Genomic DNA, 25,904 nt, shown 5'->3' on the forward strand with positions numbered 1-25,904 from the left:
TCCCTCGGATAGGATCGAGCACGATATGAACGCCTCCTCCCGCTCGTCCGTGCCCGAGTCCGAAGCGTTCGATCCGTCGTCCGTGACGATCGCGATCGTCACCTACAACCGCTCGCACCTGCTCACCCGGCTTCTCGAGAGCATCGGGCGGATGGAGCCCAAGCCGGGTCACGTCGTCGTCATCGACAATGCGTCCACCGACGACACGACCGAGGTCGTCGAGTCCCTGCGCGCCCAGCTCGGCACGGAGCTCGTCTACCGTCGGCTCGACACCAACACCGGCGGGTCCGGCGGATTCAGCGAGGGCATGCGCGTCGCCTACGAGCTGGGATCCGAGTGGATGTGGCTCATGGACGACGACGTCGAGGTCATCTCCGACGGCCTCGCCCGCATGGGCGGATGGACGCCCCGCTTCCGCAGCATCCAGGGCCGGCGTTACGACTACGACGGCAGCGCGTTCTACTGGCAGTACCGCGTGGCGGAGTCGATGGCGATCCCGATCCCGTTCGCGCCCGCGGGGTTCGACGCATCCGGATTCAAGGAGATGAACTCCGGATGCTTCGAGGGGATGTTCATCCACCGCGACATCGTGCGCGAGATCGGGCTGCCCGATCCCCGGTTCTTCATCTACTGGGACGACCAGATGTACGGCTGGCTGGCGTCCCGAGTGACGACGTCCGTGATCGTCGACGACTTCGTGCTGCGCCGCACGCGCGAGATCAAGCAGCACGACTTCGGCGTGCGGCACATGAACGCGTCGAGCAACGCCTACCGGTACTACATCATGCGCAACCGCGCCTACCTGAAGCAGTACTACCGAGCGCACGGTGCCTACAAACCCGTGCCGTTCGCCGCCGGCACCGCACTCACGCTCGCCAAGGAGCTGGTCCGTCTCGTGCTGGTCGAGAGAACGATCCGCGGCACGAGCCATCTGGCGCGGGGCCTCCGCGACGGGCGCAAGATCGCGCGCGATCGGTCGTGGCGGCCGATGCCTCCTCTCGCCGACGCCGTCGAGTCTTCCGCCTGATCGCCCGTCAGGTGCCGGGCGCGCGATCCACGGCGTCTTCGAACCGGTCGGCAAGCATGCGGGAGTATCGCCGGCTCACGTGGTCGGCGTCGTAGTACACCGGTTCTCCACCGATCACGGCGAAGCACGACCGGTCGTCGCAGAACGCGTCCGTGAGGTCGATCAGGCGCACCTCCGGCCTGTCCGCTTTCTCGACGGCCAGCGGAAGCGGATCGCCCGGAGGCAGTGCCACCGCGCGGGGCCGAGCGCACTCGAGCGGATGCTGCGGATTGAGCAGAACGCAGTCGGGATCGCGGACGTCGCCGTTGAGCGGCGGATCGACGATGGCGAAGACGCGCGACCCCGCGTCGGCCCAGGCGTCCCAATCCGCGACGAGGCCGTCGGCGAACCGCTCCTGGGCGAGTTCGGGTGAAAGGTCGCCCTCGAGCAGCTCGAGACGGCCCGCCATCGATGTGAACACCAGATCGGGGCGGCTCTCCACGACCGCCGCCGACACATCCCTCGACCAGGTGCGGCAGACCGCGACCTCCGGCGGACCCCAGGGCGTCCGGAACCCCGCGAAGGGTACGTCCGCGGGCGGACAGCCGCCGAAGTGGCTGATCGTCAGGCGCCATCCTCGCTTCTCTGCGATGTCGAGGAGAGGACCTTGCCATTGCTCGGCGTGCGAGTCGCCGACGAGCCAGACGTCGGTGGCGTCGCTCCCCCCGCGCGAGAAGTCGCACAGCGTCGTCGTCGCGCGGTCGTCGTAGACCATCCGGTCGAGAGGCCGGCAGACCTCGGGAGCCCACCAGTAGACGTGCGCGCCGGTGATGACGGCCGACTCCGGGGGTCCGAACGCATCGGGGCAGGACGCCGCATCCGCGATCGCCGCCGGTCCTACGCACGCTCCCGCCCGGAGCGGGCCGTCGGGCAGATCGTACGAGCTCTGGTGGGCGTAGGCCGCCTGCAACGAGCCCGCCGCTGCGAGCACCACGATCATGCCGACCGCCATCCCGGCGAAGGCCCGGCGGGTCGACGTCGACCACCACCGCCACCGCTGGGCGGGTCGTTCCACGAGGCGATGCGTCATCCAGGCGAGCAACAGGGAGATGACGAGCACGGCGATCTTCGACACCGTCGACAGGGGTCCCGCGAACACGAACGGCGCCACGACGATGAGGGGCCAGTGCCAGAGATAGAGCGAGTACGAGACGTCGCCCACCCACTGCACGGGCCTCGCCCCCGTCACCGCGGAGTGGACGAGCCGATCGTGACCCGTCCCCGCCACGATCACGGCGACGGTCGAGAGCACCGGGAGAAGAGCCGCCCATCCCGGGAACGGAGTCTCGGTGCCGAAGAGCACGACGGAGACCAGGATGCCCGCGAATCCCACCAGCGACAGCAGGTCGGCGGCCCTTCGGGGCACGCGGATGCGCGAAGCCGAGACGGCGACCAGCCCACCCAGCGCGAACTCCCACATTCTCGTGAAGGTGACGAAGTAGGCCGCGCTCGGCGCCAGCTGCGTGTAGACGACGCTCGCCGCGAAGGACGCGACCGCGATGACGGAGATCAGCAGGAGCGCCCGGCGACGGCGGCCGGCCGCGCGGCGAACACCCCACCCGGCGATCGCCAGCAGCAGTACGGGCCAGACGACGTAGAACTGCTCCTCCACCGACAGCGACCAGTAGTGCTGCACCGCGCTGGCCGCCTCGTTCGCGGCGGAATAGTTCACGGAGAAGCCCGTCAGCACCCAGTTCTCGACATAGAGCGCCGCCGCGGCGATCTCGGCCGCGTTGCGCTCCCACCGCGGATACGGCAGGAAGACGTACACGAGCGCGGCGGCGGCGGCCAGCACCAGGAGGGCTGCCGGGAGGAGACGGCGGACGCGGCGGGCATAGAACCGGCCGAGGCGCACGCGCCCCGTGCGGTCGATCTCCGCGAGGAGATGCCCGGTGATGAGAAAGCCGGAGATCACGAAGAAGACATCGACCCCGACGTAACCGCCGGTGAAGCGCAGCGGCCAGAGGTGGTTGAGCACGACCGCCGCGATGGCGAGGGCGCGAAGCGCTTGGATATCGGTGCGGAAGATCCGGGTGCGCTCAGCGGGCTCGTTCGACGGCGCTTCGACGGCCGGTGTCGCCATGCTCGATCCCTCTACTCCGAAGGCGGCGTTCCGCCTCGGAAGAGGCTAGCCTGCCGCGACACGCGGCCGCCGCAGGCGCCCGTGCCTCACTTCGTGGTGGTCACGTCTCCCGCGAAGATCGACCGCCACTGCTCGGGAGACGTGATCTTCGGCGCCTCCCGACCGTACTCCTCGGCGAGCCGCGCCCAACGACGGGCCAACCGCATGTTCAGGCGAACGCTGTCGAAGAGGAACCGTCGCATCGCGGAACGGTCGCGCTGGTACCAGGCGACGCCCACTCCGTCCGGCGAGGTGACGAGGGCGGAGTCGATGTCGGCGAACCGCCACCAGGTGATGTCAGGCGCAGCGATGATGCGTTCCGGGTTGCGATGGCTGCCCTCCGATTCGCGGATGAAGAGCTGCCTCACCGCCACGCGCAGGGCGAGGACGACCGCCGCGACGGGGTTGGTCGGACGGCGGACGGCGCCCAGCATGACCCGTGACGAACGGCGCACGGGTGGCAGGGTCGAGAAATCCTCGACGACGGTCGCGTCGACGTAGTCTGCGCGAAGTCGTCGCGCGTCGCCCTGCTTGGTCGCGAGCCAACCCGGCAAGGCATCCGGGCCCGCGAACGCGTCGCGCAGCGCCTGGTGACGCAGCCGCACGGTCGAGTACTGCAGCATGAACAGAAGCTTGACGTCACCGAGGAACGAATGCAGCGGCAGGTAGCCGCCGCGCGGCACCGGCGAGCGGAGCAGGCCGGTGATGACGCGGTTGCGGTGGATGAAGTACTCCTCCCACGTCCTGGTCGGGTCCTTGTCGTGCCAGGCCATGTGCCACACGGCGACGCCGGGTAGACAGACGGTCGGGTAGCCGCTCTGTGCCGCCCGCAGGGAGTATTCGATGTCGTCGAACTTCAGGAACACGGGCAGGGAGAGGCCGATGTCGCGAAGGATATGCGTCGGGATCAGGCACATCCACCAGCCGTTGAAGTCGGCCGCGAGACGACGGTGGAGCTCGGGTGTCTCGCGAAGGGTGTCTTCGGCGAAGTCGTGGTCGTATTCGCTCTCGCCCGAGGCCGACATCCACGACTTGCGGGTGTCCCAGACCTCTCCCTGGGTGTAGAGGACAGACCGCTCGTCGAGGTGGAGCATTCCCCCTCCCACGATCGTCGGCACCGTCGCGAAGTCGGCGAAGCGCACCGCCCTCATGATCGCTTCGGGCTCGGAGATCGCGTCGTCGTCGAGGAGGAGGACGTAGTCGCTGCGGCCCTCCGTCAGCGTCTCGAGCATCGCTCGCGAGAACCCGCCGGACCCGCCCAGGTTGGCCTGGCGCAGCACCGACAGGTGCTCACCGAGCTGCTCGGCGGCCTCGCCGAAACGGGGCTGATCCTCGACGAGATCGGTTCCTTGATCGATCACGTACACGGTGTCGAGGACGCCCGCGATGTCGGTGTCGGCACCGATCGTGAGGAGCTGGTTCAGGCAGTACGAGGGCCGGTTGTACGTCGTGATGCCCACCGAAACAGTGCCGGGCGCCTTCGCCTCGGGGGCGGCCACCTGCCATTCGGCACTCTCGAGGGTCGCCTCGGACTGCGCACACGCGATGTCGAACCAGTAGTTCCCACCATCGACGAACGAGAGCACCGGGAGATCGAATGACACGGTCTCGTCGTCGAACTGCTGCGAAGCGACGGCGGAGGCTCGACCGCGTGCGCTCGACTTGTACACGGAGAGGAGTCCCTGACCGCGAAGCGTCACGATCAGCCGAACAGACCGGACGCTCGTCCAGCGCTGCCAGTAGCTGGCGGGGAAAGCGTTGAAGTAGGTGCTCAGTGAGATCCGGCGGTGGGCGTACACCGTGATCGACCGTCGCCCGTTGATCTCGTAGTCGGCGCCCGGCTGCGACCCGTCGCCCGCCCCCGTATCGACGTAGAGCGCCGAGACCTCCGCGACCCCCTCCGTCGGGAAGACGATCCGGTTCACGGTCACGAAGTCGTCGGTCGTGTTCATCGAGGTGTCCTCCGTCATGACGCCAGCGTGTTGTTCCACAGCGAGAGGGCCGCGCCGATGGCCATATGCATGTCGAGGTACTGGTATGTGCCCAGCCGGCCCCCGAAATGCACCCCGCTCTCGCCCTTGGCGAGCTCGCGGTATGCGAGCAAGCCGGTGCGATCGGCGGGGGTGTTGACGGGATAGTAGGGCTCGTCCGCACGTGTGGCGAACCGCGAGAACTCCCGCATGATGACCGTCTTGTCCGAGGGATACCGGTCGGCGCGCTCGGGGTGGAAGTGCTTGAACTCGTGGATGCGCGTGTACGGGACGTCGGCATCGGCGTAGTTCATGACGCTCGTGCCCTGGAAGTCCGCGACCGGCAGCACTTCCTGCTCGAAGTCGAGGGTGCGCCAGCTCAGCTCGCCCTCCGCGAAGTCGAAGTAGCGGTCGACGGGGCCCGTGTACACGATCGGGAGCTGCCCGACAGTCGCTCGCTTGTTCAACGGCTGCGACTCGTCGAAGAAATCGGTCTGCAGCTTGACATCGATGTTCGGGTGGTCGGCCATGCGCTCCAGCCACGCGGTGTAGCCGTCGACGGGGAGGCCCTCCCACGTGTCGTTGAAGTACCTGTTGTCGTAGGTGTAACGCACCGGGAGACGCGAGATCACCTCGGCGGGCAGATTGCTCGGGTCGGTCTGCCACTGCTTCGCCGTGTAATCGCGGATGAACGCTTCATACAGAGGACGACCGATCAGACCGATACCTCGTTGCTCGAGGTTCGCCGCATCCTTCGGGTCGAATTCGCCGGCCAGCTCCTGCACCAGGGCACGGGCTTCCGCGGGTGTGTACGCCGCCTGGAAGAACTGATTGATCGTTCCGAGGTTGATCGGCAGGGGGAACACGACGCCCTTGTGGTTCGTGTACACGCGATGCACGTAGTTCGTGAACTGGGTGAACCGGTTCACGTACTCCCACACGGTCGGGTTGGACGTGTGGAAGAGGTGGGCGCCGTAGCGGTGCACCTCGATCCCGGTGGTCGGTTCGGCTTCGGAGTACGCGTTCCCACCGACATGGTGCCGGCGGTCGATCACGGTCACCTTTCGACCGGATGCCGCAGCCCGCTCCGCGATCGTGAGACCGAAGAAGCCGGAGCCGACGACGAGAAGATCAGGATTCACAGTCACGTCCTTTGCGTTGGCAAATCGCCATCAAGTCTAGACGGCCGCCCCGTCGCGCATTTTCAGCTACGGCGCTGCCGGACGGCCGCGGCGACAGCGAGCAGCGTCCGGGTGTTCTCCGCGTAGGTCACCGAGCGGAGCCTCGCAGCCGCGGTGTCGACGCGGACCTGCGCCGCGTCCGGATTCTCCAGCACGCGTTCGGCGAGCGAGGCCAGTGCCTCGGCATCACCGGGCGGACCGTAGAGCGCCTCATCACCCATCGAGGCTCGGACGCCGCCGATGTCGGTGGACACCACTGCTGCTCCGGAGAGAGTCGCCTCCGCAGGCGGGAGATGCCACCCCTCCGCATCGCTCCCGCAGAGATAGACGGAAGCAGACCGATAGAGCTCCCGCAGCGTCTCAGGCGACGGGTCGGAAACATACTCCACGCCGGGGGCGAGCGGACGCGGCGGAACGGGATCGATGCCGAAGGCGACCACCCGCGCATCCGGTCGGCGGGCGCGCACGGCGCCGAGCGCGTGTGCGACGACATCGGGCCGCTTGTACCCGTGAGGAGAGAGCAGCGACATCACCATCGGGCGACGTTGCGCGAGCGGGGCACCCGTCGGAAACGAGTCGACGTCGAGCGCGTTCGTCAGGAGGACGCTGGAGAGCCCCGCACGGGAACACAGCTCCGCCAGCCACGGGGCGATGACTATCCGCTCGTCAGCGCGTGCCCAGGCACGACGGATCACGTCCTCGGGGGCCGCCCATGTCTCGAAGTGCTGAATGAAGGCGAGAGACGTCGCGCCCGCACGCCGGGCCACGTCGGCGACGTGCCCGGTGGTCTGCACCGCCGTCGCGACGACCACAGAGCGTCGGCCCAGCTTCGGCCGGGGCCGGGCGGCGGTGACCTTCACTCGTACGCGCGGGTCGAGGCGGTACCACGGGATGGACGTGGTCGCATGCCCGGTCAGACGCCGCCTCCACAGACCCGCCGCCAGAATCCCGGCACGGTACAGCGAGAACCGTCCATTCTCGAACGCGTTGAAGAACGAGCTGTGCCAGACCGTCACGCCGACACCTTGACGCACGAGCGCGTCGGCGTACTCGTACACGACCTTGTACCCGCCGATGGGGGTCAGGGCCGGGGCAGGTAGCAGGAAGTGGACGTCCGAGACGGTCTCGTCGGCGCTCACCGCGATGCCGCCTCGGAAGTGAGCGGCTCCGCCAGTCCCGTCCGTCGGGAGTACCAGACGCAGCAGAGCAGCGTGAACACCTCGCTGAGGGCGAGGCCCGCAGCGACTCCGACCGGACCGAAGGCGATTCCGCCGACGAGCATCCCCGACAAGCCGAGGATTGCGCTCGCCGTCGTTACCCAGAGAACCGAACCCTCCCGCCGTGCCGGCAGCAGCACGTTGCGTATCAACGGTGTCGAGGTGGATATCGCGATGTACGAGACCCCGAGCCAGAACAGCATGGCGGGGTCGGCTGCCAGCTCCGGCCCGAAGATGAGCTGACTCGCCGGTACCCCGAGGAAAACGAGGAAAGCGAACCCCACCAGCCCGAGGGCGAGCATGATCCCGATAGACGCGAGGTTGCGCGAGCGGCGATGATGCCCGCGCGCTTCGAGCGCCCACCCCTGCAGGGCGTTCCCCATGGCGACCACGCCGAGCAGACCATAGCGATAGATGCGGTCGCTCGATCCATACGATGCCGAGGCGGCGGGCGAGGACGTCGCCGCGACGATGGGCACCGGCGCGTTCGAATAGAGGTTCCCGACGACCTCGACACCCCAGGCGGAGCGCAGCCCCTGGATGTCCGATCGGACGCGACGCCATCCCACCCACCGTGGGAACAGTCGTCGAAGGTGGACGAGGTGGAACGCGAGGACGCCCGCCACCGCCGCCACGATCATGGCGACGCCGTACCAGACCACGTCGCCCGTCCACAGCAGCAGGCCGATGGCGATCGCCGTAGCGATCGCGCGCGGGACGATTTCGAACCAGACGATGATCGAGATCGACGAGACCCCGACCGCATACCAGCTCACTCCGAAGCCGCCCAGCGCCCCGGCGATGGCGAACGTCACGGCGACGCCGACCGTCGCTCCGGGCGCGAGAAGGGCGCCGATGATGGCAGCTCCCACGGCGACGACGGCGATGATGGGCAGGCGCGCATAGAACGACCGAGCGTAGAGCTCGTGCCGGGCTCGACCCGACGTCTCCACGGCGACCATGGGCGTGCCCAGAGCGTTCCACCCGACGTAGCCGACCGCGGCGGCGTATGTGCCGACGGCTTGTCCGACATTGAACGCGACCCATCCGTCCTCTCCGCTGGCGCGCCCCACGATAGGGATGGCCAAGAAGGGCAGGATGGCCGAGATGAAAGGAAGTGTGGAGAATCCGGCAAGACGTCGGATGAGAGTGGCCACCCGAAGAGACTAGTTGACCTCGATTCGAGAACCTGCGGCGCCGCCTCTCGGAGTCCGTCGATCTAGGTCCGTTATTCTTCCCTGCGGGCTCGGTGCCGATATGCGCCGAGTTCGAGCCCTCCGGGCCCCGCGCGCCGAGCGAAAGACATATGTATGACCTGGATCGATCTCGCCATCGCCGGCGCCCTCACCGCGGCCGTGGTCGTCCTTCCCGGGATTGTGCTCGGCCTCGTCATGGGATTGCGCGGGCTCGGGTCGTGGGCCGCTGCCTTCCCGTTCGGAGTGACCGTCGTCAGCACGGCCTCCGTCGCGGCCCCGCTCATCGGTCTTTCCTGGTCGCCGTTACCCGTCGCGCTCGTGACGGTCGTGTTCGCAGCCGTGATCGTCGGCGTACGGTTCGCTGCGAATCGCGGCTGGCGGTTCCCCGCGTCGCAGCCGGTGGATCGAGGGCACTGGGTCATCGCCGCGGTGGTAGCGGCAGGGATCATCGTCGCGGCACAGGTCGTCGTCGTCATCGGTGCCCCCGACAACATCTCCCAGACGTTCGACAACATCTTCCACCTGAACGCCGTGCGATATGCGTTGGACAACGGGAATGCGTCGCCGTTGTTCGTCGGGTCCATGACGAGCACGAGCGGCGGAATGTGGTTCTACCCCACCGCATGGCACGCGGTGGCCGCGCTGGTCGTTCAGGCGACCGGGGCATCCATTCCCGTCGCCGCCAATGCGATGGCCCTCGTGTTCTCCGCGCTCGCCTGGCCGGCGGGAGCGATGTGGCTGACGTCCGAGCTCTTCGGGCGCGGGCGCGGCACCGCCCTGGGTGCAGGACTGGCCATCATCGGGTCGGCGTCGTTCCCCCTGCTGATGATCGATTACGGCGTGCTCTACCCGCTCCACATGGGCCTGGCCGTCCTCCCGGCCGCACTCGCGCTCGCGCTACGGGCGCTGCGAATCACCTCTCCCGGACGCCTGCCCATGGCGTTGACCGTGGTCGGCGCCCTCGGAACGCTGCCCGGCCTGGCCGTCGCACACCCCGGTGCTCTCGTCGCGTGGATTGTCTTCGTCTCGGTGGGAATCGTGTTCACCGCCGTGCGCGCGTGGAACGGGTCGCGCTCGAGAGGACAGCGTGCTCTCGTCGTCCTGCTCGTCGGTACCTACGCGATCGTCGCCGCCGCCGTGTGGTGGGTCCTGCGCCCACCGGCCGCGGCTCGGACGTGGACGCCCGAGATGACCGTCGCCCAAGCCCTGGGAGAGGTGTCGTTCGCGTCTCCCTACCGCGCGCCGCTCGCGCTGCTCGTCGCCATTCTCATGATCGCGGGAGTCGCCTGGGCACTGCGGGCGCGCCGTCGCGCCCCCCTCTATGCCGTTGCCGCCCTCCTGGCCGTCGGCGGCCTGTACGTCGTCGTCGCCGCGCTCCCCTACCTCGACGTTCGCGACGTACTGACGGGCAGCTGGTACAACAACCTCCCGCGGGTCGCCGCGATCCTGCCGACGGCGGTGGTCCCTCTCGCCGGCGCGGGTGCGCTGTTCCTGTCGTCGGGTGTGCGAGCCGCGGCTCGACGTGCACGGCTGCGCGGCCCTCTCCGGACGTTCGCGACCGCGGGCGTTCTGCTCATCGCCGTCGTCGCCGCGCTCCTGCCCATGAGGACGCCCATCGACACGGCGCAGGCGAACTACACGTTGAACGCCGACTCCCCCCTGGTCTCAGCCGACGAGATGGCCCTCATGCGCCGACTCGACGAGGAGGTGGAGCCGGACGCGGTGATCGCGGGGAGCCCGTGGACGGGTGCCGGACTCGCCTATGCCATCAGCGGGCGAGAGGTTCTTCAGCCCCACACCCTCATGGACATCACGAGCGAGATGACCGCCATCAACGACGGCCTCGACCGCGCGGTGCCGGGCGGGCCTGTGTGCCGGGCGGTCGACGACACGAGGGTGCAGTACGTCCTCGACTTCGGCACCCGCGAGGTCCACGGCGGAAATCACTCCTATCCCGGGTTCAGCCGACTCGCCGCCTCGAAGGCAGTCGAACTCGTGGACGAGGAGGGCGACGCGCGCCTCTACCGCATCGTGGGCTGCGCATGATGAGCGGCGACGGTGTCGTCGTCGACATCATGCTCCCCTTCTGGGGGCCGCCGGAACTTCTATTCGAGGCGGTGCGAAGCGTTCTCGAACAGAGCGACCCCGGATGGCGCCTGACCGTCATCGATGATGCCTACCCGAGCCAGGCGGTACCCGCATTCTTCGCTGACATCGACGACGAACGAGTGCAGTACCTGCGTAACGACAGCAACATCGGCATCACGGAGAACTTCCGTCGCTGCGCTGAGCTGGCCTCCGCGGAATACACCACGATCCTGGGCTCGGACGACCGGCTTCTCCCCGACTACGTCCGCTCGCTTCGAGACTTCCTCTCGCGGTTCCCCGACGTCGATATCTTCGCTCCGGCCGTCGTCGTGATCGATGAGAACGGTGACCGCCACAGCCCGCTGGCCGATCGTGTCAAGACGGTTCTGGCGCCGGCGCCGACGGCGGGACCGGTGCGGCTCGAGGGCGAGGCCCTCGTGGCCAGCCTCGTTCGCGGCAACTGGCTCTACTGGCCCTCACTGGCGATCCGCACCGCCCGGCTGAAGCAGATTCCGTTCCGACTCGACCTGCCGATCATCCTCGACCTGGCCTTCATCTTGGACGTCGCCTTCGATGGAGGGACCGTGATGTACATGAACGGTGCGCCGTCGTTCGAGTACCGGCGGCACGGATCCAGCCTGTCGCAAACAGCGATCTCCGACGGCGTCCGATTCCGCGACGAAGCTCGATTCCACCGCGAGATCAGCGTGCGCGCGCGCGCCCGCGGATGGAGGAAAGCGGCGCGTTGGGCGGCGCTGCGCCCGTCGTCGCGACTCCATTCCGCCGCCGCACTCCCGGGAGCCGTGCGGTCACGCGACTCCGCCGCTTCCTCCGCAGCGGCGCGGAACGCTTTCGGACGATGAGCTAAGACCTGCTCCGGGACTGCCCGCGGGTACGGCGCACGGCCTCCATCGAGCATCGCACGAGCATGACGCGAGCGCGAAGGACCGCACGAACTCCTCGGGGACGCGAGGGCGACGCGTTCGCCTCGTGCAGTCTCCGTTGTACCGACGGCGAGTGCACGTGCTCGAGGGCGGCGGCCGCGTTGGCGGCCGTGGCGATCCACAGATCGTGTGACTCGGTGAGGAACGTCGGGAAGGGCAGCACCGTCGAGAGAAACTCTCGGCGCACCGCCATCGCGCAGCCGAAGTATGGTGCGACGCCCGCCCAGATCGTCAGCTGACGACGGATTCGATCGGAGCGCCGGGATCGTCCCAACCGCCACGGGCGCCTCGTCAGAGGGTGGGGAAGAGGCGCACCGTCGCCCAACAGGACGAGATCGGATGCCGCGACATCAGCCGATTCCACGGCAGCGCACAGAAGATCACGCCGTCCGCGGATCCAGACGTCGTCTTGATCGGAGAGCAGGATCACATCGCGCGTCGCGAGCGAGAGAGCATGCTCGAACGTCGCCACATACCCACGATTGGCCTCGTGCCTCACCATGCGCACTCGTGGATCGTCGAGCGCTTCGATGAGGGCGACGCTGTCGTCTGTGCTCGCGTCATCGACGATCACGATCTCGTCGTCGGAACGGAGTTCGCCGAGGATGGACTCCAGCTGCGGCGTCAGCCACCGCGCGCCGTTGTACACCGCCATGCAGACCGAGACACGGGGGCCTGACGGCGCAGGAGTGGTGTCCACTGTGAATCCTCCGGTCGGATGCGCGATCGACGGCGCATTCCGTGCAGCGCGCCCGCGCCATCTAGACTATCCACAGCGCCGAGAGGCGCCGCCATGCAGCTCAATCGGGAGGACGATCGATGCTCCGTCCCGCACCGGGCGCCATCGTGATGGCTGTCTACGAGCCCGACCCGGAGCTCTTCCGACGGCAGATCCGATCCATCGCCGCCCAGACGATCCCCGACTTCATCTGTGTCATTTCTCCTGACAGCGACCCCGCGCCGATCCGCGCTCTCCTGGATCAGGCCGCCCCGGGCGACGAACGTTTCACCATCGTCGACACGGGCGGAGAGCGGCTCGGCTTCTATCTGAACTTCGAACGCGGCCTGCTGTCCGTGCCGCCCGAGACCGAGTGGGTTGCCCTCGCCGATCAGGACGACTGGTGGTATCCCGAGAAACTGGAGGTGCTGCTCCCCCACCTCGCGACCTACGGAATGGTCTCCGGTCAGGCGCGCCTCGTGCAGTACCCGTCCGGTGCCGTCCTCGGCACGACTGAGCGGCGTAACGGCTCACTCGAGCGTCTGATGCTCAGCAACCAGTTCACCGGTTCACTCAGTGTGCTCCGCCGCGAAGTGCTGGAACTCGCCCTCCCCTTCCCGCGGCTGAGCACGAGGGCAGCAGCTCACGATCACTGGTTGGCCGTGTGCGCTGCAGCGACATCGGGCACGCACATCACGAGTGACGTCGTGCAGGACTACGTGCAGCATTCCGCGAACGTCTTCGGCGATCCGACCTCCATGCCTTCACGCCCCTCCGTCCTCCAGTCGTGGCGGAATGCTCGGAAGATGAGCCGCAGCGCGGAGGGCGGTGACGGCGTTCTCGCGGTCGTGCGCACCACGTTCAACGTCTACGTAGGCTGGCGCCAGGCGATGACGGTGACCCTCGCGCGACGACGCGACGATGCCGCGTCACTGGACGTCCTCGAACGGAGCTTCGGGTCACGACGGCGGCTGCGGGCTCTGGTTCCCAACCTTCGCGCAGCGGTACGAGACGGCTATGTTCCCCGCGGATTCGCACTGCAGTACCTGGCGAGCTGGATGTGCGGGACGATCAGTCCGCGACGACGTCGCCGCTGACCTCGACACCGCTCCACCGCACGCCGTCGGCCACGTTCGCGAGACGGTCGGGTACGCGTCCCATGACGCCCCGGAACCCGGCACCCAGACCGCGAACGACGATGTGTGCAAGTGCCCGGCGCGGTCGAGCCCCGAGGACGGCGACGACGAAATAGGCGAGATCGACACCAGCATCCGAGAGCACTCGCACCGGAGCCCGCCGCACGTAGGCACGGCTGAGCATCACGCGGTTGCGGGCCCGGTAGAAGTAACGGAACGGCGTGCTGACCGACGTCGTGACGTGCAGCCCCGGAGCCAGGCTCAACCGCATCGTGCGTCCGAGCGAGTGCGGCATCGACACGCCCCGCGCTGCGAGAACCTCCCAGCCGCGGGTCAGTGCTCGCATCTCGAATTCTGTGTCGACGAGGTCGATGAAGTAGTCGTCGCGCAGTGCACCGAGCGCGCTCCACGCTTCGTACGGAACGAGCATCCCCGACTGGATGACTTTCCTCGCCCGGCACAGTCCGGGCGCGACGTCCGCTCCACGCGACTGAGCCGTGTCGGCGAAGAACTCGGGGACGATCGCGGCGACCGAGGAGGACGTGGATGCGCGCGCCCGCGAGAGGGCGTCGCTCATCCGCTCGACGAAGTCCTCCGGAGGCGAGGAGTCCTGATCGAACGTGAAGACGGCGTCGGCGCCCGATGACAGCGCCCGCTGGACGCCGACATTCAGGGCGTGCGCTATCCCTCGGTTCTCCTCGTGACGAACGACCTCGGCGCCGGCGTGCTCCGCCGATTCGTAGACGGCGTCGGACCGAGACCCGCTGCCATCGTCGACCACGACCACGTCGCAATCCCGGGCGAGCACTGCGACCAGGTCGGCGAGTGCCGCCGGGGGGCGAAAGGAAGCGATGACGGCTGACGGTCTCGTGCGAGGGCCGGTCATCACCGGTCGGGGCCGTCGGAGGGATCGGTAGCGTCGGCGGAGGCCGCGTCGAGGGCACCCTCGATCCGCTCGATGCTCTCTCGAAGCACCGCGACCTCCTCGGCCAGACGACGGATCTCCTCCTCCGCCTGCGACTGCTCCCACGAGAGGTGCAGCGCCACACCCAGCAGGAGGAGGATCGCCAGGGTGAAAAGAAGATTCGCGGGCAACTGGAAGCCCAGTGACACCGTCGCCCACATCAGCAGCTGCGGGAAGATGCCGAGGACGAGCACGGCCGCACCGATGATCAGCCAGAGGACGGCGTACTTCTCGCGCAACTGGCGGCGCAGGAGCATGGTGACGACGGCGACGACGAGAGCGACGGCGAGCAGGATCGCCCCGAAAACCATCATGCGCGCGCTCCCGGGCTGGTCGGTCCGGTCGGTCGTCGCATGATCGCGAGCATCAGGGCGAAGACGGATCGAAGAAGGTAGATCGTCGATCCGAGCGCGCCCTGGCTCGGACGTCCGCCTTGTCGCGGTCGCATCGCCACGGGCACCTGAGTGACCGTGAGACCGACGTGCGCAGCCGCCACGAGGCTGTCGATGGTGTCTCCGAGATACTCCGCCGGGTAGTAGCGGACGTACTGGTCGATGGCGCGACGATTCGCGGCACGGAAGCCGCTGGTGACGTCCGTGAGCCGGGTCTTGGCGACGCGCGACAAGATGGAGGCGAGGAAGACCATCGCCCATCGCCGAGGCCCACGCGCCGAGAACTCCCCGACCTCGGCGAAACGCGCTCCGATGGAGATGTCGGCACGATCGAGCCCATCGAGCACCGACACGATGTCGCGGGGGTTGTGCTGCCCGTCGGCGTCGACCTGGATCGCGCGGGCGAAACCGTGCCGCTGCGCGAAGACGTATCCCGCCCGCATGGCTCCGCCGACTCCGAGGTTGAACGGCAGGACCAAGACTCGTGCACCCGCCGCCTTCGCCACCATCGCCGTGGCATCGGTGGATCCGTCGTCGACCACGAGCACATGAGCCGCTGGAAGTGCGCTGCGGATCTCTCGAACCGTGTTGCCGACGTTCCCCTCTTCGTTCCAGGCCGGGACGATGATCAGAAGATCGGCGAGCGACGTGGGCATGCTCTCATTCTAGGCGGGCGGGGCGCGTCGCCCCGGTCAGCGGGGCATCGCCGGACCGAACGTGTACGAGGCGCGGAAAGATTCCGGCAGCCGTTCCACGACGGGCCAGCGCGGGCTCGCCAGGCGCGTGAGCGTCTCTACGTCCGGAACCAGTCTGAGCACTCCACCGTTGGCATAGAACACGTCGGGATCCCCGAACTGCACGAACGATCCGTCGGTCAGGTACGGGGCTCCCGAAGGGACGCGCGCGATGGACGCGGCCGACCAGGAGAGGAAGACCAGGGGCCGTCCGGCATTGAGCCGCTGGAGGGTCTGCTGATCGCGAACGTGTCGCAGGGTCCCCTCGGCGTAAAGGAGCACGGGGTCCGCAGCCGGGTTCTTGACGAAGAACGGAGTACTGACGGCATTGCCCCTGCGCGGAAGGACGGCGCAGACGGATTCCGGCAGAGCCGGCGCCGCCGCGGACGGGACTGTGCCGTTGACCGGAACGATGCCCGTTCCCGCGAGGGCGAAGACGGAGCCACCGCACGTCAGGACCGGGCCCAGGGTCACATTCGATTTCGTGAACCCGCTCAGGGTGCCGTCGGGGTAGATCCGATACCGGGTCACCCCCGCGTCGCGAGCGGTGTCGAACGAGTCGACGTAGACCAGCTCGGCCGCCGTCCCCGTGAGGTAGACATTCGGCGTGGACTGCTCCTTGGCGAGGATCCCGGAGGCGATGACCGGACGCCCGAGTGGAATACCGGCTGCTGACGCGGGCTTCATGGTCGCCACGTAGGTCGGACGCGAGCCGGTGAGCTCGGCCCACGCCCACTCGTCGACGACATAACGCTTCTGGTTCTCTCGCCAGACGTAGTAGTCGGCCGATCCTTCGGCCTTGAAGTAGTCGCCGACGGCATCACCGGTGCGGAACGCGTCGATGTGCGAGGGAGACAGGTTGACGTAGTCACCGAACGAGTACCCGAATCGAGCGATGAGGTCTCCGCTGGAGAACCAGTGCTTCGTGCCGTCGCTCTCGAGGAGGTACAGCGCACCGCTGCGGGCGTCGTGAACGTAGCGCGAGGCGTCCCTGCCGGCCGGCACCGAAGCGAGGTACGCATCGGGAACGGTGGACACCGTGGGCAAGGCCGACATCAGCACGCGCAGTGTTGCCTCGTCCGGAATGTAGTGCTTGACGCCCTCGGTCACGAAGTACATCGCGGGCGACGAGGCGGACTTCACGATCGGGGCGTAACGCGTCTGGAGGCTGCCGAACCAGTCCGAGAAGTAGTTGTAGAAGTTGCGGTTGCCGTAACTCGAGCACCCGTCGCCCTCGCCGTACCCCGCGCGCAGCGCTGCCGCGTTGGGCTGATACGGCGTGTAGTAGTACAGGTTCGCCGTGGCCTGGTTCTCGATGTAGACCGGCGAGGAACCGCACGACTGGTTCGGGTTGAACAGCACGTTCCACGTCTTGCCCGGCTTGTACCAGGTGAAGTAGGTGCTCTGCCCGTACAGCTTGAACTGCCGTGCGGCGCCGTAGACCTGGTTGTAGAACCCGTAGTACCTCGTGTCGCACGCGGCCGTATCCGGGCACCCCTGCCCCATCGCAATCGTGTAACGCCAGTCCGACGGCCACGTGTGCGTGACGAGACCCTGTTCCTTCTGCAACGTCACCAGGATGACCTGCGGGTTGATGCCGCACGCGGCGGCCACCTTCTGGATGATGCGCGCCGCCGACTCCCCCGTCGCACCGTCGTATCGATCGCAGTACGCGTCCGCAGCTCGGGTGGTGGTGTCCTGTCGGAAGTCCTTCAGGCAGACGTAGCCGGACTGGCAGTTCGGCACGCGGGCGCGGAGGAACGCATCGATCTGCGCCTCCGACATCGTCGTCGAGTCGTAGAAGACCGCGTTGGAAATGATGTTGCCCGGGCGGAACTGGGAGAGATCGGCGGCGTACTGCATCTGACGCGAGGCGACAGTGGGCTGTGTCCCGATAGCGGTGAGGGCCGTCTGCGATTCGACAGCGGCCACGGCGACGTTCGGTGTCGCACCGATCAGCGCGAGCGTCGCAACGAACGCCAGGAAGAACCGGAGCGGACGCGACCGCGCTGTGTTAGATCTCACCGGCATATTCTTGCGGACAACCCCGGTGGGACCACGGCGATACGGGCTCGACACGCCAGAGTCGGCGACCCCGGTGTGGCACGATTGACGGGTGAAGGGCATAATTCTCGCCGGTGGTTCTGGCACGCGGTTGCATCCGATCACTCTGGGTGTGTCGAAGCAGTTGATCCCGGTGTACGACAAGCCGATGGTGTACTACCCGTTGTCGACGTTGATGTTGGCGGGTATCCGGGACATTCTGGTGATCACGACGCCGCATGATGCGGAGCACTTCGAGCGTCTTCTGGGTGACGGGTCGAAGTTCGGGATCAATCTGTCGTTTGCGGAGCAGCCGTCGCCGGATGGGTTGGCGCAGGCGTTCACGATCGGCGCGGACCATATCGGCGATGACAAGGTCGCGCTCGTTCTGGGTGACAACCTGTTGTACGGGCCTGGTCTGGGGTCGCAGTTGTCGCGGTACGCGGACGTCGATGGTGGCGCGGTGTTCGCGTACTACGTTGCGGAGCCGTCGGCGTACGGGGTGGTCGAGTTCGACGCGGCGGGGCGTGCGGTGTCCCTCGAGGAGAAGCCCACCACTCCGAAGAGCAATTACGCGGTGCCGGGGCTGTATTTCTATGACAACGATGTGATCGAGATCGCTCGGAACCTGTCTCCGTCGCCGCGGGGCGAGTACGAGATCACCGATGTGAACCGTGCGTACCTGGAAGCGGGGAAGCTGCAGGTGGAGGTCCTCCCCCGTGGGACGGCGTGGCTGGATACCGGCACGTTCGATCAGATGATGGATGCCGGTGAGTACGTCCGCACCATGGAGCGGCGCACCGGGATGCGCATCGGGGTGCCCGAGGAAGTCGCGTGGCGGCAGGGTTTCCTCTCCGACACGGAGCTGGAAGAGCGTGCGGGCAGGCTCGTGAAGTCGGGGTACGGGACGTACCTGTTGGATCTGTTGAAGCGGGGGAAGTAACGCATGGCACGTTTGTTGGTCACCGGCGGTGCCGGGTTCATCGGCTCGAACTTCGTCCACCACGTCGTGCAGCACACCGACCACACGGTGACGGTGTTGGACAAGCTCACCTACGCCGGCAACGAGTCCTCCCTCGCCGGCCTCCCCGAAGACCGGGTGCGCCTCGTGAAGGGTGACATCGCCGACGCCGACCTCGTCGACACCCTGTTCGCCGACACCGACGCGGTCGTGCATTACGCCGCGGAGTCGCACAACGACAACTCCCTCAACGACCCGCGCCCGTTCCTGGACACCAACATCGTCGGCACGTACACGCTGCTCGAAGCCGCCCGTAAGCACGGCACCCGGTTCCACCACATCTCCACCGACGAGGTCTACGGCGACCTCGAGCTCGACGACCCGGCACGATTCACCGAGAACACCCCCTACAACCCGTCCTCGCCGTACTCCTCGACGAAGGCCGGCAGCGACCTCCTCGTCCGCGCGTGGGTGCGGTCCTTCGGGGTGCAGGCGACCATCTCGAACTGCTCCAACAACTACGGCCCCTACCAGCACGTGGAGAAGTTCATCCCCCGCCAGATCACCAACGTGATCCGCGGCATCCGCCCCAAGCTCTACGGCAAGGGAGAGAACGTCCGCGACTGGATCCACGCCGACGACCACTCCTCCGCCGTCCTCACCATCCTCGACAAGGGCCAGATCGGTGAGACCTACCTCATCGGCGCCGACGGCGAGAAGGACAACAAGACCGTCGTCGAACTCATCCTCACCCTCATGGGCGAATCCCCCGACGCGTACGACCACGTCACCGACCGTCCCGGCCACGACATGCGCTACGCCATCGACTCCACCAAACTCCGCACCGAACTCGGCTGGACACCCCAGTACCGCGACTTCGACGCGGGCCTGGCCGCCACCATCGACTGGTACACCGCCAACGAACCCTGGTGGGCACCCGCGAAAGACGGCGTCGAAGCCTTCTACGCCTCGAAAGGCCAGTAACCCCGATGACCGAGTACGCCAAGCCGCTCGCCGTCACCGAAACCCCGATCCCCGGCCTGGTGGTCTTCGACCTCCCCGTTCACGGAGACGCGCGCGGCTGGTTCAAGGAGAACTGGCAGCGGGAGAAGATGACCGCCCTCGGGCTGCCCGACTTCGGCCCGGTGCAGAACAACATCTCCTTCAACGACGCCGCCGGCACCACCCGCGGCATCCACGCCGAACCCTGGGACAAGTGGGTGTCCGTCGCGACCGGCCGGATCTTCGGCGCCTGGGTCGACCTCCGCGAGGGAGAGACGTTCGGCGCCGTGTACACGACCGAGCTCGACCCTTCGAAGGCGATCTTCGTGCCTCGCGGCGTCGGCAACAGCTACCAGACCCTCGACGAGAACACCGCGTACACGTACCTCGTCAACGACCACTGGTCGCCCACCGCCTCCTACACCTTCCTCAACCTCGCCGACGAAACCGTCGCGATCGCCTGGCCGATCCCGCTGGACCAGGTCGAGATCAGCGATAAAGACAAGGCACACCCGCGTTTGCAGGATGTGACCCCCATGCCCCCGGCGAAGATCCTCGTGACCGGCTCGAACGGGCAACTCGGCAAAGCCCTCCACGATGCGCTCGGAGACGCGCCCCACGTCGAATACACCACCCGCGACACCCTCGACCTCACCGACCCCGACCTCGGCACGGCCCGACGGTGGCGCGACTACGACACCATCATCAACGCCGCCGCCTACACCGCCGTCGATACCGCCGAAACCCCCGAGGGGCGTGCCGACGCCTGGGCGGCGAACGTCACCGCCGTGACCAACCTCGCCCGCATCGCCGCCCAGAACGGCATCACCCTCGTCCACGTCTCCAGCGACTACGTGTTCGACGGCACAAAAGACGGCGCCTACGGCGAAACCGACCCCGTCGCACCGCTCGGCGTCTACGGACAGACGAAGGCCGCCGGCGACGCCGCGGTCGCCACCACCCCCCGCCACTACATCATCCGCACCAGCTGGGTCATCGGCGACGGCAACAACTTCGTCCGCACGATGGCCACCCTCGCCGAACGCGGAATCAACCCCACCGTCGTCGATGACCAGCACGGTCGGCTCACTTTCACCCCGACCATCGCCGACGCCATCCGCCACCTCCTCGACACCCGCGCGCCGTACGGCACTTACAACGTCACCAACGCCGGCGAACCCACCACCTGGTACGACATCGCCCGCGACGTCTACCGACTCACCGGACACGACCCCGACCGCGTCACCCCCGTCAACACCACCACCTACTTCGAGAACGCCACAGGCCCCATCTCGCCGCGCCCCCGCAACAGCACCCTCGACCTCACCCGCATCACCGCCACGGGGTTCACCGCCGCCGACGCGAGCGAGCTGACCGCAGGCTGGGTGAGAAGCTCCGCCTGACCCGCGCGGCGCTGTGGTGCGAGCGCACAGCCGATCGCGATTACAGTAGATGACCGCGCGCCCGCGCGCCGTGAAAGAAGACCCATGTCCGATCAGTCCTCATTCGTCGCTCCCGGCAGAAGCGTCGGGCTGGCAGACGTCTTCCGCCGCCGATATCTTCTGTCGCTGATCGTCCGCAAGGAGATCGGCATCCGCTATCGCGGGTCCGTGCTCGGATGGATGTGGTCGTACGTCAAACCGCTCGTGCAGTTCGTCGTCTTCTACCTCGCCATCGGTGTCTTCCTCGGGATGAACGGGCGGGTGGAGTACTTCCCGCTCTACCTGCTCGCGGGAATCACGGTCGTCACGTTCTTCAGCGAGGCCTTCACGAACGGCACCCGCTCGCTGGTCGACAACGCGGCGCTGATCAAGAAGATCTACCTGCCCCGAGAGATGTTCCCTGTCGCGAGTGTCTTGGTCGCGGCTGTCAACATCCTGCCGCAGATCCTGGTCGTCACGGTGATCGCCGTCTTCTTCGGCTGGGCGCCGTCGGCGTTGCACATCGCGGCCCTCCTGCTCGGCCTGATCATCGTCGCCATGCTGGCCACCGGGCTCGGCCTGCTGTTCGGGGCCGTGAACGTGACCTTCCGCGACGCCCAGAGCTTCGTGGAGATCATCACCATGTGCGCGGTGTGGGCCTCGCCCGTGATGTATCAGTGGGAGATGGTCCAGGAGAAGGTTCCGGACTGGCTGTTCGTGCTCTACCGGATGAACCCGATCACGGCGGCGGTCGAGCTGTTCCATTTCGGCATCTGGTTCCCCCTGGGGCCGGTGAACGGACAATTGATCCCCGACATGTGGCTCTTCGCAGGGATCGGCGCAGTGCTCTCCCTCGCTCTTCTCGTGATCGGCCAGCTGGTGTTCCGGCGGTTGGAGGGACGTTTTGCACAGGATCTCTGAGACCGTGACGACATCGAACAATCGCATCGTGGTGGACGGCGTGCACAAGGAGTTCAAACTCCGTCACACGCACTCCATCAAGGAGACGTTCGTCGCGGCGGTTCGCCGCAAGCCGTTGACCACGAAGTTCCACGCTTTGGACGGTGTCTCCTTCGAGGTGGGCCAGGGCGAGTCGATCGCTCTCCTGGGCTACAACGGCTCGGGCAAGTCGACCATGCTGAAGCTCATCTCCGGAGTCCTCCTCCCCGACACCGGGCGCGTGCTCACGCGCGGACGCGTCGCGGGTCTCATCGAGGTCGGCGCAGGCTTCCATCCCGACCTGTCGGGGCGGGAGAACATCTTCCTCAACGCCGCGATCCTGGGCATGAGCAAGAAGGAGACGGAAGAGCGTTACGACGAGATCGTCGCGTTCAGCGAGATCGAGCAGTTCATCGACACCGAGGTCAAGCACTACTCATCGGGAATGTTCCTGAGGCTGGCGTTCTCCGTCGCCATCCACACCGAGGTCGACATCCTCCTCATCGACGAGATTCTCTCGGTCGGCGACGAGCCCTTCCAGCAGAAGTGCCTCGCGCGTATCCGCGAGCTTCACGCGAGGGGAAAGACCCTCGTCGTCGTCAGTCACGACCTCGACATGGTCTCCGACCTCTGCGAACGGGGCATTCTTCTCCGCGATGGCAAAGTCGCGTTCGACGGCGCCAGCAAGAGCGCTGTCGCGCTGATGCGCAACTGATCCGCGGAGGCAGATCAGAGGTCGGCGTGGAGCGCCCAGATGCGCTCCGCCGATTCGCGCCACGAGAAGGCCTGCGCCCGATCGCGCGACAGCACCCGGAGCCGGTCGGCCGCGCCGTCGGTGGCCCGCACCAGCGCCGCACCCAGCTCTTCCTGCCACACGAGGATTCCGGCATCGACGAGCACCTCGCGGTGCACGGGGGAGTCTGCCGCGACGATCGGCACGCCCAGGACCAGCGCCTCGACGACGCGCCACGGCCAGTCCGACCGCCTCGACGGCGCGAGGAACACGCTCGCGCCTCCCAGGACGGCAGCGCGATCCCACGTGTCGAGTGCGCCGCGGACGTGCACGCGCGAGGCGGACAGCCCCGCGCGCGAGGCGATCTCGACGACTGCCGGCTCCTCGCCCTCGGGGCAGTCCAGCACCACGATGTCGGCCGTCTCGCCCGACTCGACGACGGCGCGGAACGCGTGCGCGAGTGCGTCCGACTCCGTGGCGCCGCCCGCCGTGGCGAGGAAGAACGAGGGCAGATCCAGGGCGCGGAGGCGCCCGACGTGGTCGTTCGGCACCCGGAACCCCGCGGGCGCGGCGCCGGAGATGACGCGCACACGTCGGCCGAACCGGCCCAGGTCGCCGAGCCTGGCGGCGAGCGCATGAGTGGGAACGACGATCGCATCGGCGTGCTTCTCGGCGCGCTTGAGCATCGCCTTGTACCAGACGACCTCGGTGCGCGAGAGGGTGTCGGGTGCCTCCCAGGCGCGGAGGTCCCACACGGTGGCGACAAGCTGGTGCGTGTCGTTGACCCGGTCGTGCCGCACGAGCGGCGCAAGCAGCGTCGGTGCGTGGATCATGCCCTTCCCGACCCCGGGGGCGATTCCGAGCTGCCATGATGCGGCGAGCTCGCGGCGCGCGAGGGCGAGCCGGTGCACGTCGGCCAGACCCGCGGCATCCGCGTCGTCGAGTCCGGGAGAGGGCACGATCCCCTCGACGACGCAGCCCGACGGCGCGGTCTCGGCCAGGGCACGGACGAGCTCGCCCGACGCCTCGGCGAGCGCGGGGGCCGTCGGGGCGACGAGCTGGTCGAGGACGACGCGCAGCGCGACCGTCACTCGGTCGGCTCCGGGGCCGGCGGATGCAACGTGCTGTCGATGAGCTGCTGGATGTACGCGACATCGGGCGCATCCTGAACGATCTGGTGAGCCTCGGGGGTCAGCTCGATCGTCGTGACGGGCTGCTCCTTCGCTTTCAGGGCGAGATCGACGAGGGCCGGCAGCAGCCCCTGCGGAAGGTCGGTCTTCACGAGGTTCGTGCCGGCGGCCGCGACGCTCTGGAAGCGCGTGAGCACGGTCTCGGGGGTGAACTGCGCGAGGATCGCCTCCTGCAGCTGACGCTGGCGAAGCATCCGGTCCCAGTCACTCGTGGTGTAACGGGAGCGGGCGTACCACTGGGCGGTGTCGCCGTCCATGTGCTGCGGACCGGCTTCGATCCAGCCGATGGCCCAGTCCTCGGCGGGCTCGCCGGTGTACTGCGGCCCGCCGCCCTTGGGCAGGCGCTGGGCGACGTCGATGTCGACACCGCCGAGCGCGTCGATCATGGCGGCGAAGCCGTGCATGTCGACGAAGACGTAGTACGGGATCGTGATGCCGAGAAGCCCTTCGGCGGCGTCCTTTGTCGCCTCGACACCGGGCTCGGAGCCGTTGGCTACGGCGTCGGGGTACAGGGCGTTGCCGTCGCGGCACACCTCGACCTCGGTGCGCAGCTGATTGATGCCGCTCCCCCATCCGCATGTGGCGCTGGACTTGCCCTCGTGCACGTCGGAGTAGAGGTCCTGCATCGGCCCCGGCGCGAACGGGAAGTGCCCGAGGTCGCGAGGGATGCCGGTGATGGTGGTGGCGCCGGTCTCGGCGTTGACCGACACCACCGAGATGCTGTCGAACCGCATCGAGTCGCGGCCTTCGCCGCTGTCGGCGCCGAGGAGGAGGATGTTGTAGTAGCCGTCCGACGGCGGGACGACCGCGGCCGAGGAGCCGAAGATCGCTCCCAGAGCGTCACGCGTCGAGCCTGCGACCTGCGCACCGTACGCCGCCGTGGTCGACGACGCGGCGGCCAGGATGATCGCGAGGACGGGGATTCCGATGCGCGAGAGCGTCTTGACCCTGACGAGCCGCACCAGCCGCAGCGTGTCGACGGTGAGAACGATCCAGAGCACCGCGTACGCGATGAAGAGCCCCTGCACGATGAGGAGCGGGATCGGACGCAGGAGCGACAGCGGTGCGGGCAGCCAGGCGCCCGACGCGATGCTGAAGGTGCCGGAGGGCCAGAGCAGCGCTCCGAGACCCGCGAAGATCAGGAGCAGCCACATGAAGACCGTGGCACCGAGGCCGAAGCGCCCGAGCTTCCGGCTTCCGGCGAGCACCTGGGCGGAGCCCGGCAGCAAGAAGTTGAGTGCGACGAGCCACCATCCGCGTGTGGTCATCATGCCGGCGGAGGTCACGTCGGGGTTGCGGATCGGACGCGACTCGATGACGCTCTTGCGCACGGGGCGCTGGAGCGGCGGGCTCGCAACGCTCACAGCGACTCCTTCAACCGGCGGTTCTTCTCCTCGACCTGCGCTTCGAGGTCGCGGGCGAAGGCCTCCACGCGGTCGGCGATCGCGGGATCCCCGGCTCCGAGGATACGGGCGGCGAGCAGTCCGGCGTTCTTGGCCCCGTTGATCGACACGGTGGCGACCGGAATACCCGCGGGCATCTGCACGATGCTCAGCAGCGAATCGAGGCCGTCGAGCGTCGCGAGCTGCACCGGCACGCCGATGACGGGGAGAGCCGTCACGGACGCGAGCATGCCCGGGAGGTGCGCCGCGCCGCCGGCCCCGGCGATGATGACGCGAAGACCGCGCTCGCGCGCCTCACGGCCGTACCTCAGCAGCTTGTCGGGCGTGCGGTGGGCCGAGACGACCTCGACCTCGTGCGCGATCCCGAAGTCGGTGAGGGCCTGCGACGCATCCGCCATCACCCTCCAATCGGAATCGGAGCCCATGACGACGCCGACCACGGGCGCGTCGGAAGAATGCAGCGGTCGGGTCACGCCCATAAGGC

22 protein-coding genes are annotated in these 25,904 nt (G+C 67.6%); 9 read left to right on the top strand and 13 right to left on the bottom strand.

Features of this window, described 5'->3' with window-relative positions:
• Window positions 1-25 precede the first annotated feature (25 nt).
• On the top strand, window positions 26-1,027 hold the full coding sequence (locus tag ABTU82_RS03715; RefSeq protein ID WP_407171804.1) for a glycosyltransferase family 2 protein: 1,002 nt from the start codon (window positions 26-28) through the stop codon (window positions 1,025-1,027).
• 7 nt (window positions 1,028-1,034) lie between these two features.
• On the opposite strand, the gene ABTU82_RS03720 is transcribed toward ABTU82_RS03715, so the two are convergent.
• The 5 genes from ABTU82_RS03720 to ABTU82_RS03740 all read right to left on the bottom strand — a co-directional run bounded on the left by ABTU82_RS03720 (window position 1,035) and on the right by ABTU82_RS03740 (window position 8,713).
• Window positions 1,035-3,149 (bottom strand): acyltransferase family protein, encoded by a 2,115-nt coding sequence (locus ABTU82_RS03720; protein ID WP_407171807.1) that lies wholly within the window; start codon window positions 3,147-3,149, stop codon window positions 1,035-1,037.
• 86 nt (window positions 3,150-3,235) lie between these two features.
• Window positions 3,236-5,158 (bottom strand): glycosyltransferase, encoded by a 1,923-nt coding sequence (locus ABTU82_RS03725; protein ID WP_407171809.1) that lies wholly within the window; start codon window positions 5,156-5,158, stop codon window positions 3,236-3,238.
• Window positions 5,155-6,300, bottom strand: coding sequence for a UDP-galactopyranose mutase (glf, locus tag ABTU82_RS03730; protein ID WP_407173286.1), 1,146 nt, complete (start codon window positions 6,298-6,300; stop codon window positions 5,155-5,157). Before glf ends, ABTU82_RS03725 begins: the two co-directional genes overlap by 4 nt.
• A 62-nt stretch (window positions 6,301-6,362) precedes the next feature.
• Window positions 6,363-7,478 carry a glycosyltransferase family 4 protein gene (locus ABTU82_RS03735; RefSeq protein WP_407171812.1) on the bottom strand — a complete coding sequence of 372 codons (1,116 nt, stop codon included), beginning with the start codon at window positions 7,476-7,478 and terminating at the stop codon, window positions 6,363-6,365.
• Window positions 7,475-8,713 (bottom strand): lipopolysaccharide biosynthesis protein, encoded by a 1,239-nt coding sequence (locus ABTU82_RS03740; protein WP_407171814.1) that lies wholly within the window; start codon window positions 8,711-8,713, stop codon window positions 7,475-7,477. Before ABTU82_RS03740 ends, ABTU82_RS03735 begins: the two co-directional genes overlap by 4 nt.
• A 153-nt stretch (window positions 8,714-8,866) precedes the next feature.
• Here ABTU82_RS03740 and ABTU82_RS03745 point away from each other — a divergent pair, with 153 nt between their 5' ends.
• A complete protein-coding gene (locus ABTU82_RS03745; protein ID WP_407171817.1) occupies window positions 8,867-10,798 on the top strand; it encodes a DUF6541 family protein in 1,932 nt (643 codons plus the stop codon).
• Window positions 10,798-11,703, top strand: coding sequence for a glycosyltransferase (locus tag ABTU82_RS03750; RefSeq protein ID WP_407171819.1), 906 nt, complete (start codon window positions 10,798-10,800; stop codon window positions 11,701-11,703). Before ABTU82_RS03745 ends, ABTU82_RS03750 begins: the two co-directional genes overlap by 1 nt.
• Before the next feature lies 1 nt (window position 11,704).
• On the opposite strand, the gene ABTU82_RS03755 is transcribed toward ABTU82_RS03750, so the two are convergent.
• On the bottom strand, window positions 11,705-12,484 hold the full coding sequence (locus ABTU82_RS03755) for a glycosyltransferase (protein WP_407171821.1): 780 nt from the start codon (window positions 12,482-12,484) through the stop codon (window positions 11,705-11,707).
• Window positions 12,485-12,603: 119 nt separating this feature from the next.
• Here ABTU82_RS03755 and ABTU82_RS03760 point away from each other — a divergent pair, with 119 nt between their 5' ends.
• Window positions 12,604-13,599: a glycosyltransferase gene (locus ABTU82_RS03760; protein WP_407171824.1), complete on the top strand. Its 996-nt coding sequence runs from the start codon at window positions 12,604-12,606 to the stop codon at window positions 13,597-13,599.
• Here ABTU82_RS03760 and ABTU82_RS03765 read toward each other — a convergent pair.
• From ABTU82_RS03765 to ABTU82_RS03780, 4 genes are read right to left on the bottom strand one after another with little or no spacing between them, the layout of a single operon-like run.
• A complete protein-coding gene (locus ABTU82_RS03765; protein WP_407171826.1) occupies window positions 13,574-14,524 on the bottom strand; it encodes a glycosyltransferase in 951 nt (316 codons plus the stop codon). The genes ABTU82_RS03760 and ABTU82_RS03765 overlap by 26 nt on opposite strands.
• Window positions 14,524-14,916: a DUF2304 domain-containing protein gene (locus ABTU82_RS03770; RefSeq protein ID WP_407171828.1), complete on the bottom strand. Its 393-nt coding sequence runs from the start codon at window positions 14,914-14,916 to the stop codon at window positions 14,524-14,526. Before ABTU82_RS03770 ends, ABTU82_RS03765 begins: the two co-directional genes overlap by 1 nt.
• Window positions 14,913-15,650 (bottom strand): glycosyltransferase family 2 protein, encoded by a 738-nt coding sequence (locus ABTU82_RS03775; protein WP_407171830.1) that lies wholly within the window; start codon window positions 15,648-15,650, stop codon window positions 14,913-14,915. Before ABTU82_RS03775 ends, ABTU82_RS03770 begins: the two co-directional genes overlap by 4 nt.
• Before the next feature lie 36 nt (window positions 15,651-15,686).
• Window positions 15,687-17,753, bottom strand: coding sequence for a hypothetical protein (locus ABTU82_RS03780; RefSeq protein ID WP_407171831.1), 2,067 nt, complete (start codon window positions 17,751-17,753; stop codon window positions 15,687-15,689).
• Window positions 17,754-17,844: 91 nt separating this feature from the next.
• Between ABTU82_RS03780 and rfbA the strand changes: the two genes are divergently transcribed.
• From rfbA to ABTU82_RS03805, 5 genes are all read left to right on the top strand, one after another.
• Window positions 17,845-18,714, top strand: a complete 870-nt coding sequence (gene rfbA / locus ABTU82_RS03785; protein ID WP_407171833.1) for a glucose-1-phosphate thymidylyltransferase RfbA — start codon at window positions 17,845-17,847, stop codon at window positions 18,712-18,714.
• Window positions 18,715-18,717: 3 nt separating this feature from the next.
• The gene (gene rfbB, locus ABTU82_RS03790) at window positions 18,718-19,716 is read left to right on the top strand and encodes a dTDP-glucose 4,6-dehydratase (RefSeq protein ID WP_407171835.1); all 999 of its coding nucleotides are present in this window, start codon (window positions 18,718-18,720) and stop codon (window positions 19,714-19,716) included.
• A gap of 5 nt (window positions 19,717-19,721) precedes the next feature.
• The gene (locus ABTU82_RS03795; RefSeq protein WP_407171838.1) at window positions 19,722-21,137 is read left to right on the top strand and encodes a sugar nucleotide-binding protein; all 1,416 of its coding nucleotides are present in this window, start codon (window positions 19,722-19,724) and stop codon (window positions 21,135-21,137) included.
• 84 nt (window positions 21,138-21,221) lie between these two features.
• Window positions 21,222-22,076 carry an ABC transporter permease gene (locus ABTU82_RS03800; protein ID WP_407171840.1) on the top strand — a complete coding sequence of 285 codons (855 nt, stop codon included), beginning with the start codon at window positions 21,222-21,224 and terminating at the stop codon, window positions 22,074-22,076.
• 4 nt (window positions 22,077-22,080) lie between these two features.
• A complete protein-coding gene (locus tag ABTU82_RS03805) occupies window positions 22,081-22,809 on the top strand; it encodes an ABC transporter ATP-binding protein (protein ID WP_407171842.1) in 729 nt (242 codons plus the stop codon).
• Window positions 22,810-22,823: 14 nt separating this feature from the next.
• Here the strand turns inward: ABTU82_RS03805 and ABTU82_RS03810 are convergent, their stop codons facing one another.
• The 3 genes from ABTU82_RS03810 to purE are packed head-to-tail and all read right to left on the bottom strand — an operon-like array spanning window position 22,824 to window position 25,845.
• Window positions 22,824-23,918, bottom strand: a complete 1,095-nt coding sequence (locus tag ABTU82_RS03810) for a glycosyltransferase (RefSeq protein ID WP_407171845.1) — start codon at window positions 23,916-23,918, stop codon at window positions 22,824-22,826.
• On the bottom strand, window positions 23,915-25,381 hold the full coding sequence (locus ABTU82_RS03815; RefSeq protein WP_116646030.1) for an LCP family glycopolymer transferase: 1,467 nt from the start codon (window positions 25,379-25,381) through the stop codon (window positions 23,915-23,917). Before ABTU82_RS03815 ends, ABTU82_RS03810 begins: the two co-directional genes overlap by 4 nt.
• On the bottom strand, window positions 25,378-25,845 hold the full coding sequence (purE, locus tag ABTU82_RS03820) for a 5-(carboxyamino)imidazole ribonucleotide mutase (protein WP_116646753.1): 468 nt from the start codon (window positions 25,843-25,845) through the stop codon (window positions 25,378-25,380). Before purE ends, ABTU82_RS03815 begins: the two co-directional genes overlap by 4 nt.
• Window positions 25,846-25,904: the final 59 nt, after the last annotated feature.

The organism is Microbacterium deferens, assembly GCF_045517775.1.
Classification (GTDB): Bacteria; Actinomycetota; Actinomycetes; order Actinomycetales; family Microbacteriaceae; genus Microbacterium.

Bases quoted from the DNA above. Each gene is read 5' to 3' on its own strand.
- ABTU82_RS03715 (WP_407171804.1), top strand. From the start codon at position 26: ATGAACGCCTCCTCCCGCTCGTCCGTGCCCGAGTCCGAAGCGTTCGAT.
- ABTU82_RS03720 (WP_407171807.1), bottom strand. From the start codon at position 3,149: ATGGCGACACCGGCCGTCGAAGCGCCGTCGAACGAGCCCGCTGAGCGC.
- ABTU82_RS03725 (WP_407171809.1), bottom strand. From the start codon at position 5,158: ATGACGGAGGACACCTCGATGAACACGACCGACGACTTCGTGACCGTG.
- ABTU82_RS03745 (WP_407171817.1), top strand. From the start codon at position 8,867: ATGACCTGGATCGATCTCGCCATCGCCGGCGCCCTCACCGCGGCCGTG.
- ABTU82_RS03750 (WP_407171819.1), top strand. From the start codon at position 10,798: ATGAGCGGCGACGGTGTCGTCGTCGACATCATGCTCCCCTTCTGGGGG.
- ABTU82_RS03760 (WP_407171824.1), top strand. From the start codon at position 12,604: ATGCTCCGTCCCGCACCGGGCGCCATCGTGATGGCTGTCTACGAGCCC.
- ABTU82_RS03765 (WP_407171826.1), bottom strand. From the start codon at position 14,524: ATGACCGGCCCTCGCACGAGACCGTCAGCCGTCATCGCTTCCTTTCGC.
- ABTU82_RS03770 (WP_407171828.1), bottom strand. From the start codon at position 14,916: ATGATGGTTTTCGGGGCGATCCTGCTCGCCGTCGCTCTCGTCGTCGCC.
- ABTU82_RS03775 (WP_407171830.1), bottom strand. From the start codon at position 15,650: ATGCCCACGTCGCTCGCCGATCTTCTGATCATCGTCCCGGCCTGGAAC.
- rfbB (WP_407171835.1), top strand. From the start codon at position 18,718: ATGGCACGTTTGTTGGTCACCGGCGGTGCCGGGTTCATCGGCTCGAAC.
- ABTU82_RS03795 (WP_407171838.1), top strand. From the start codon at position 19,722: ATGACCGAGTACGCCAAGCCGCTCGCCGTCACCGAAACCCCGATCCCC.
- ABTU82_RS03800 (WP_407171840.1), top strand. From the start codon at position 21,222: ATGTCCGATCAGTCCTCATTCGTCGCTCCCGGCAGAAGCGTCGGGCTG.
- purE (WP_116646753.1), bottom strand. From the start codon at position 25,845: ATGGGCTCCGATTCCGATTGGAGGGTGATGGCGGATGCGTCGCAGGCC.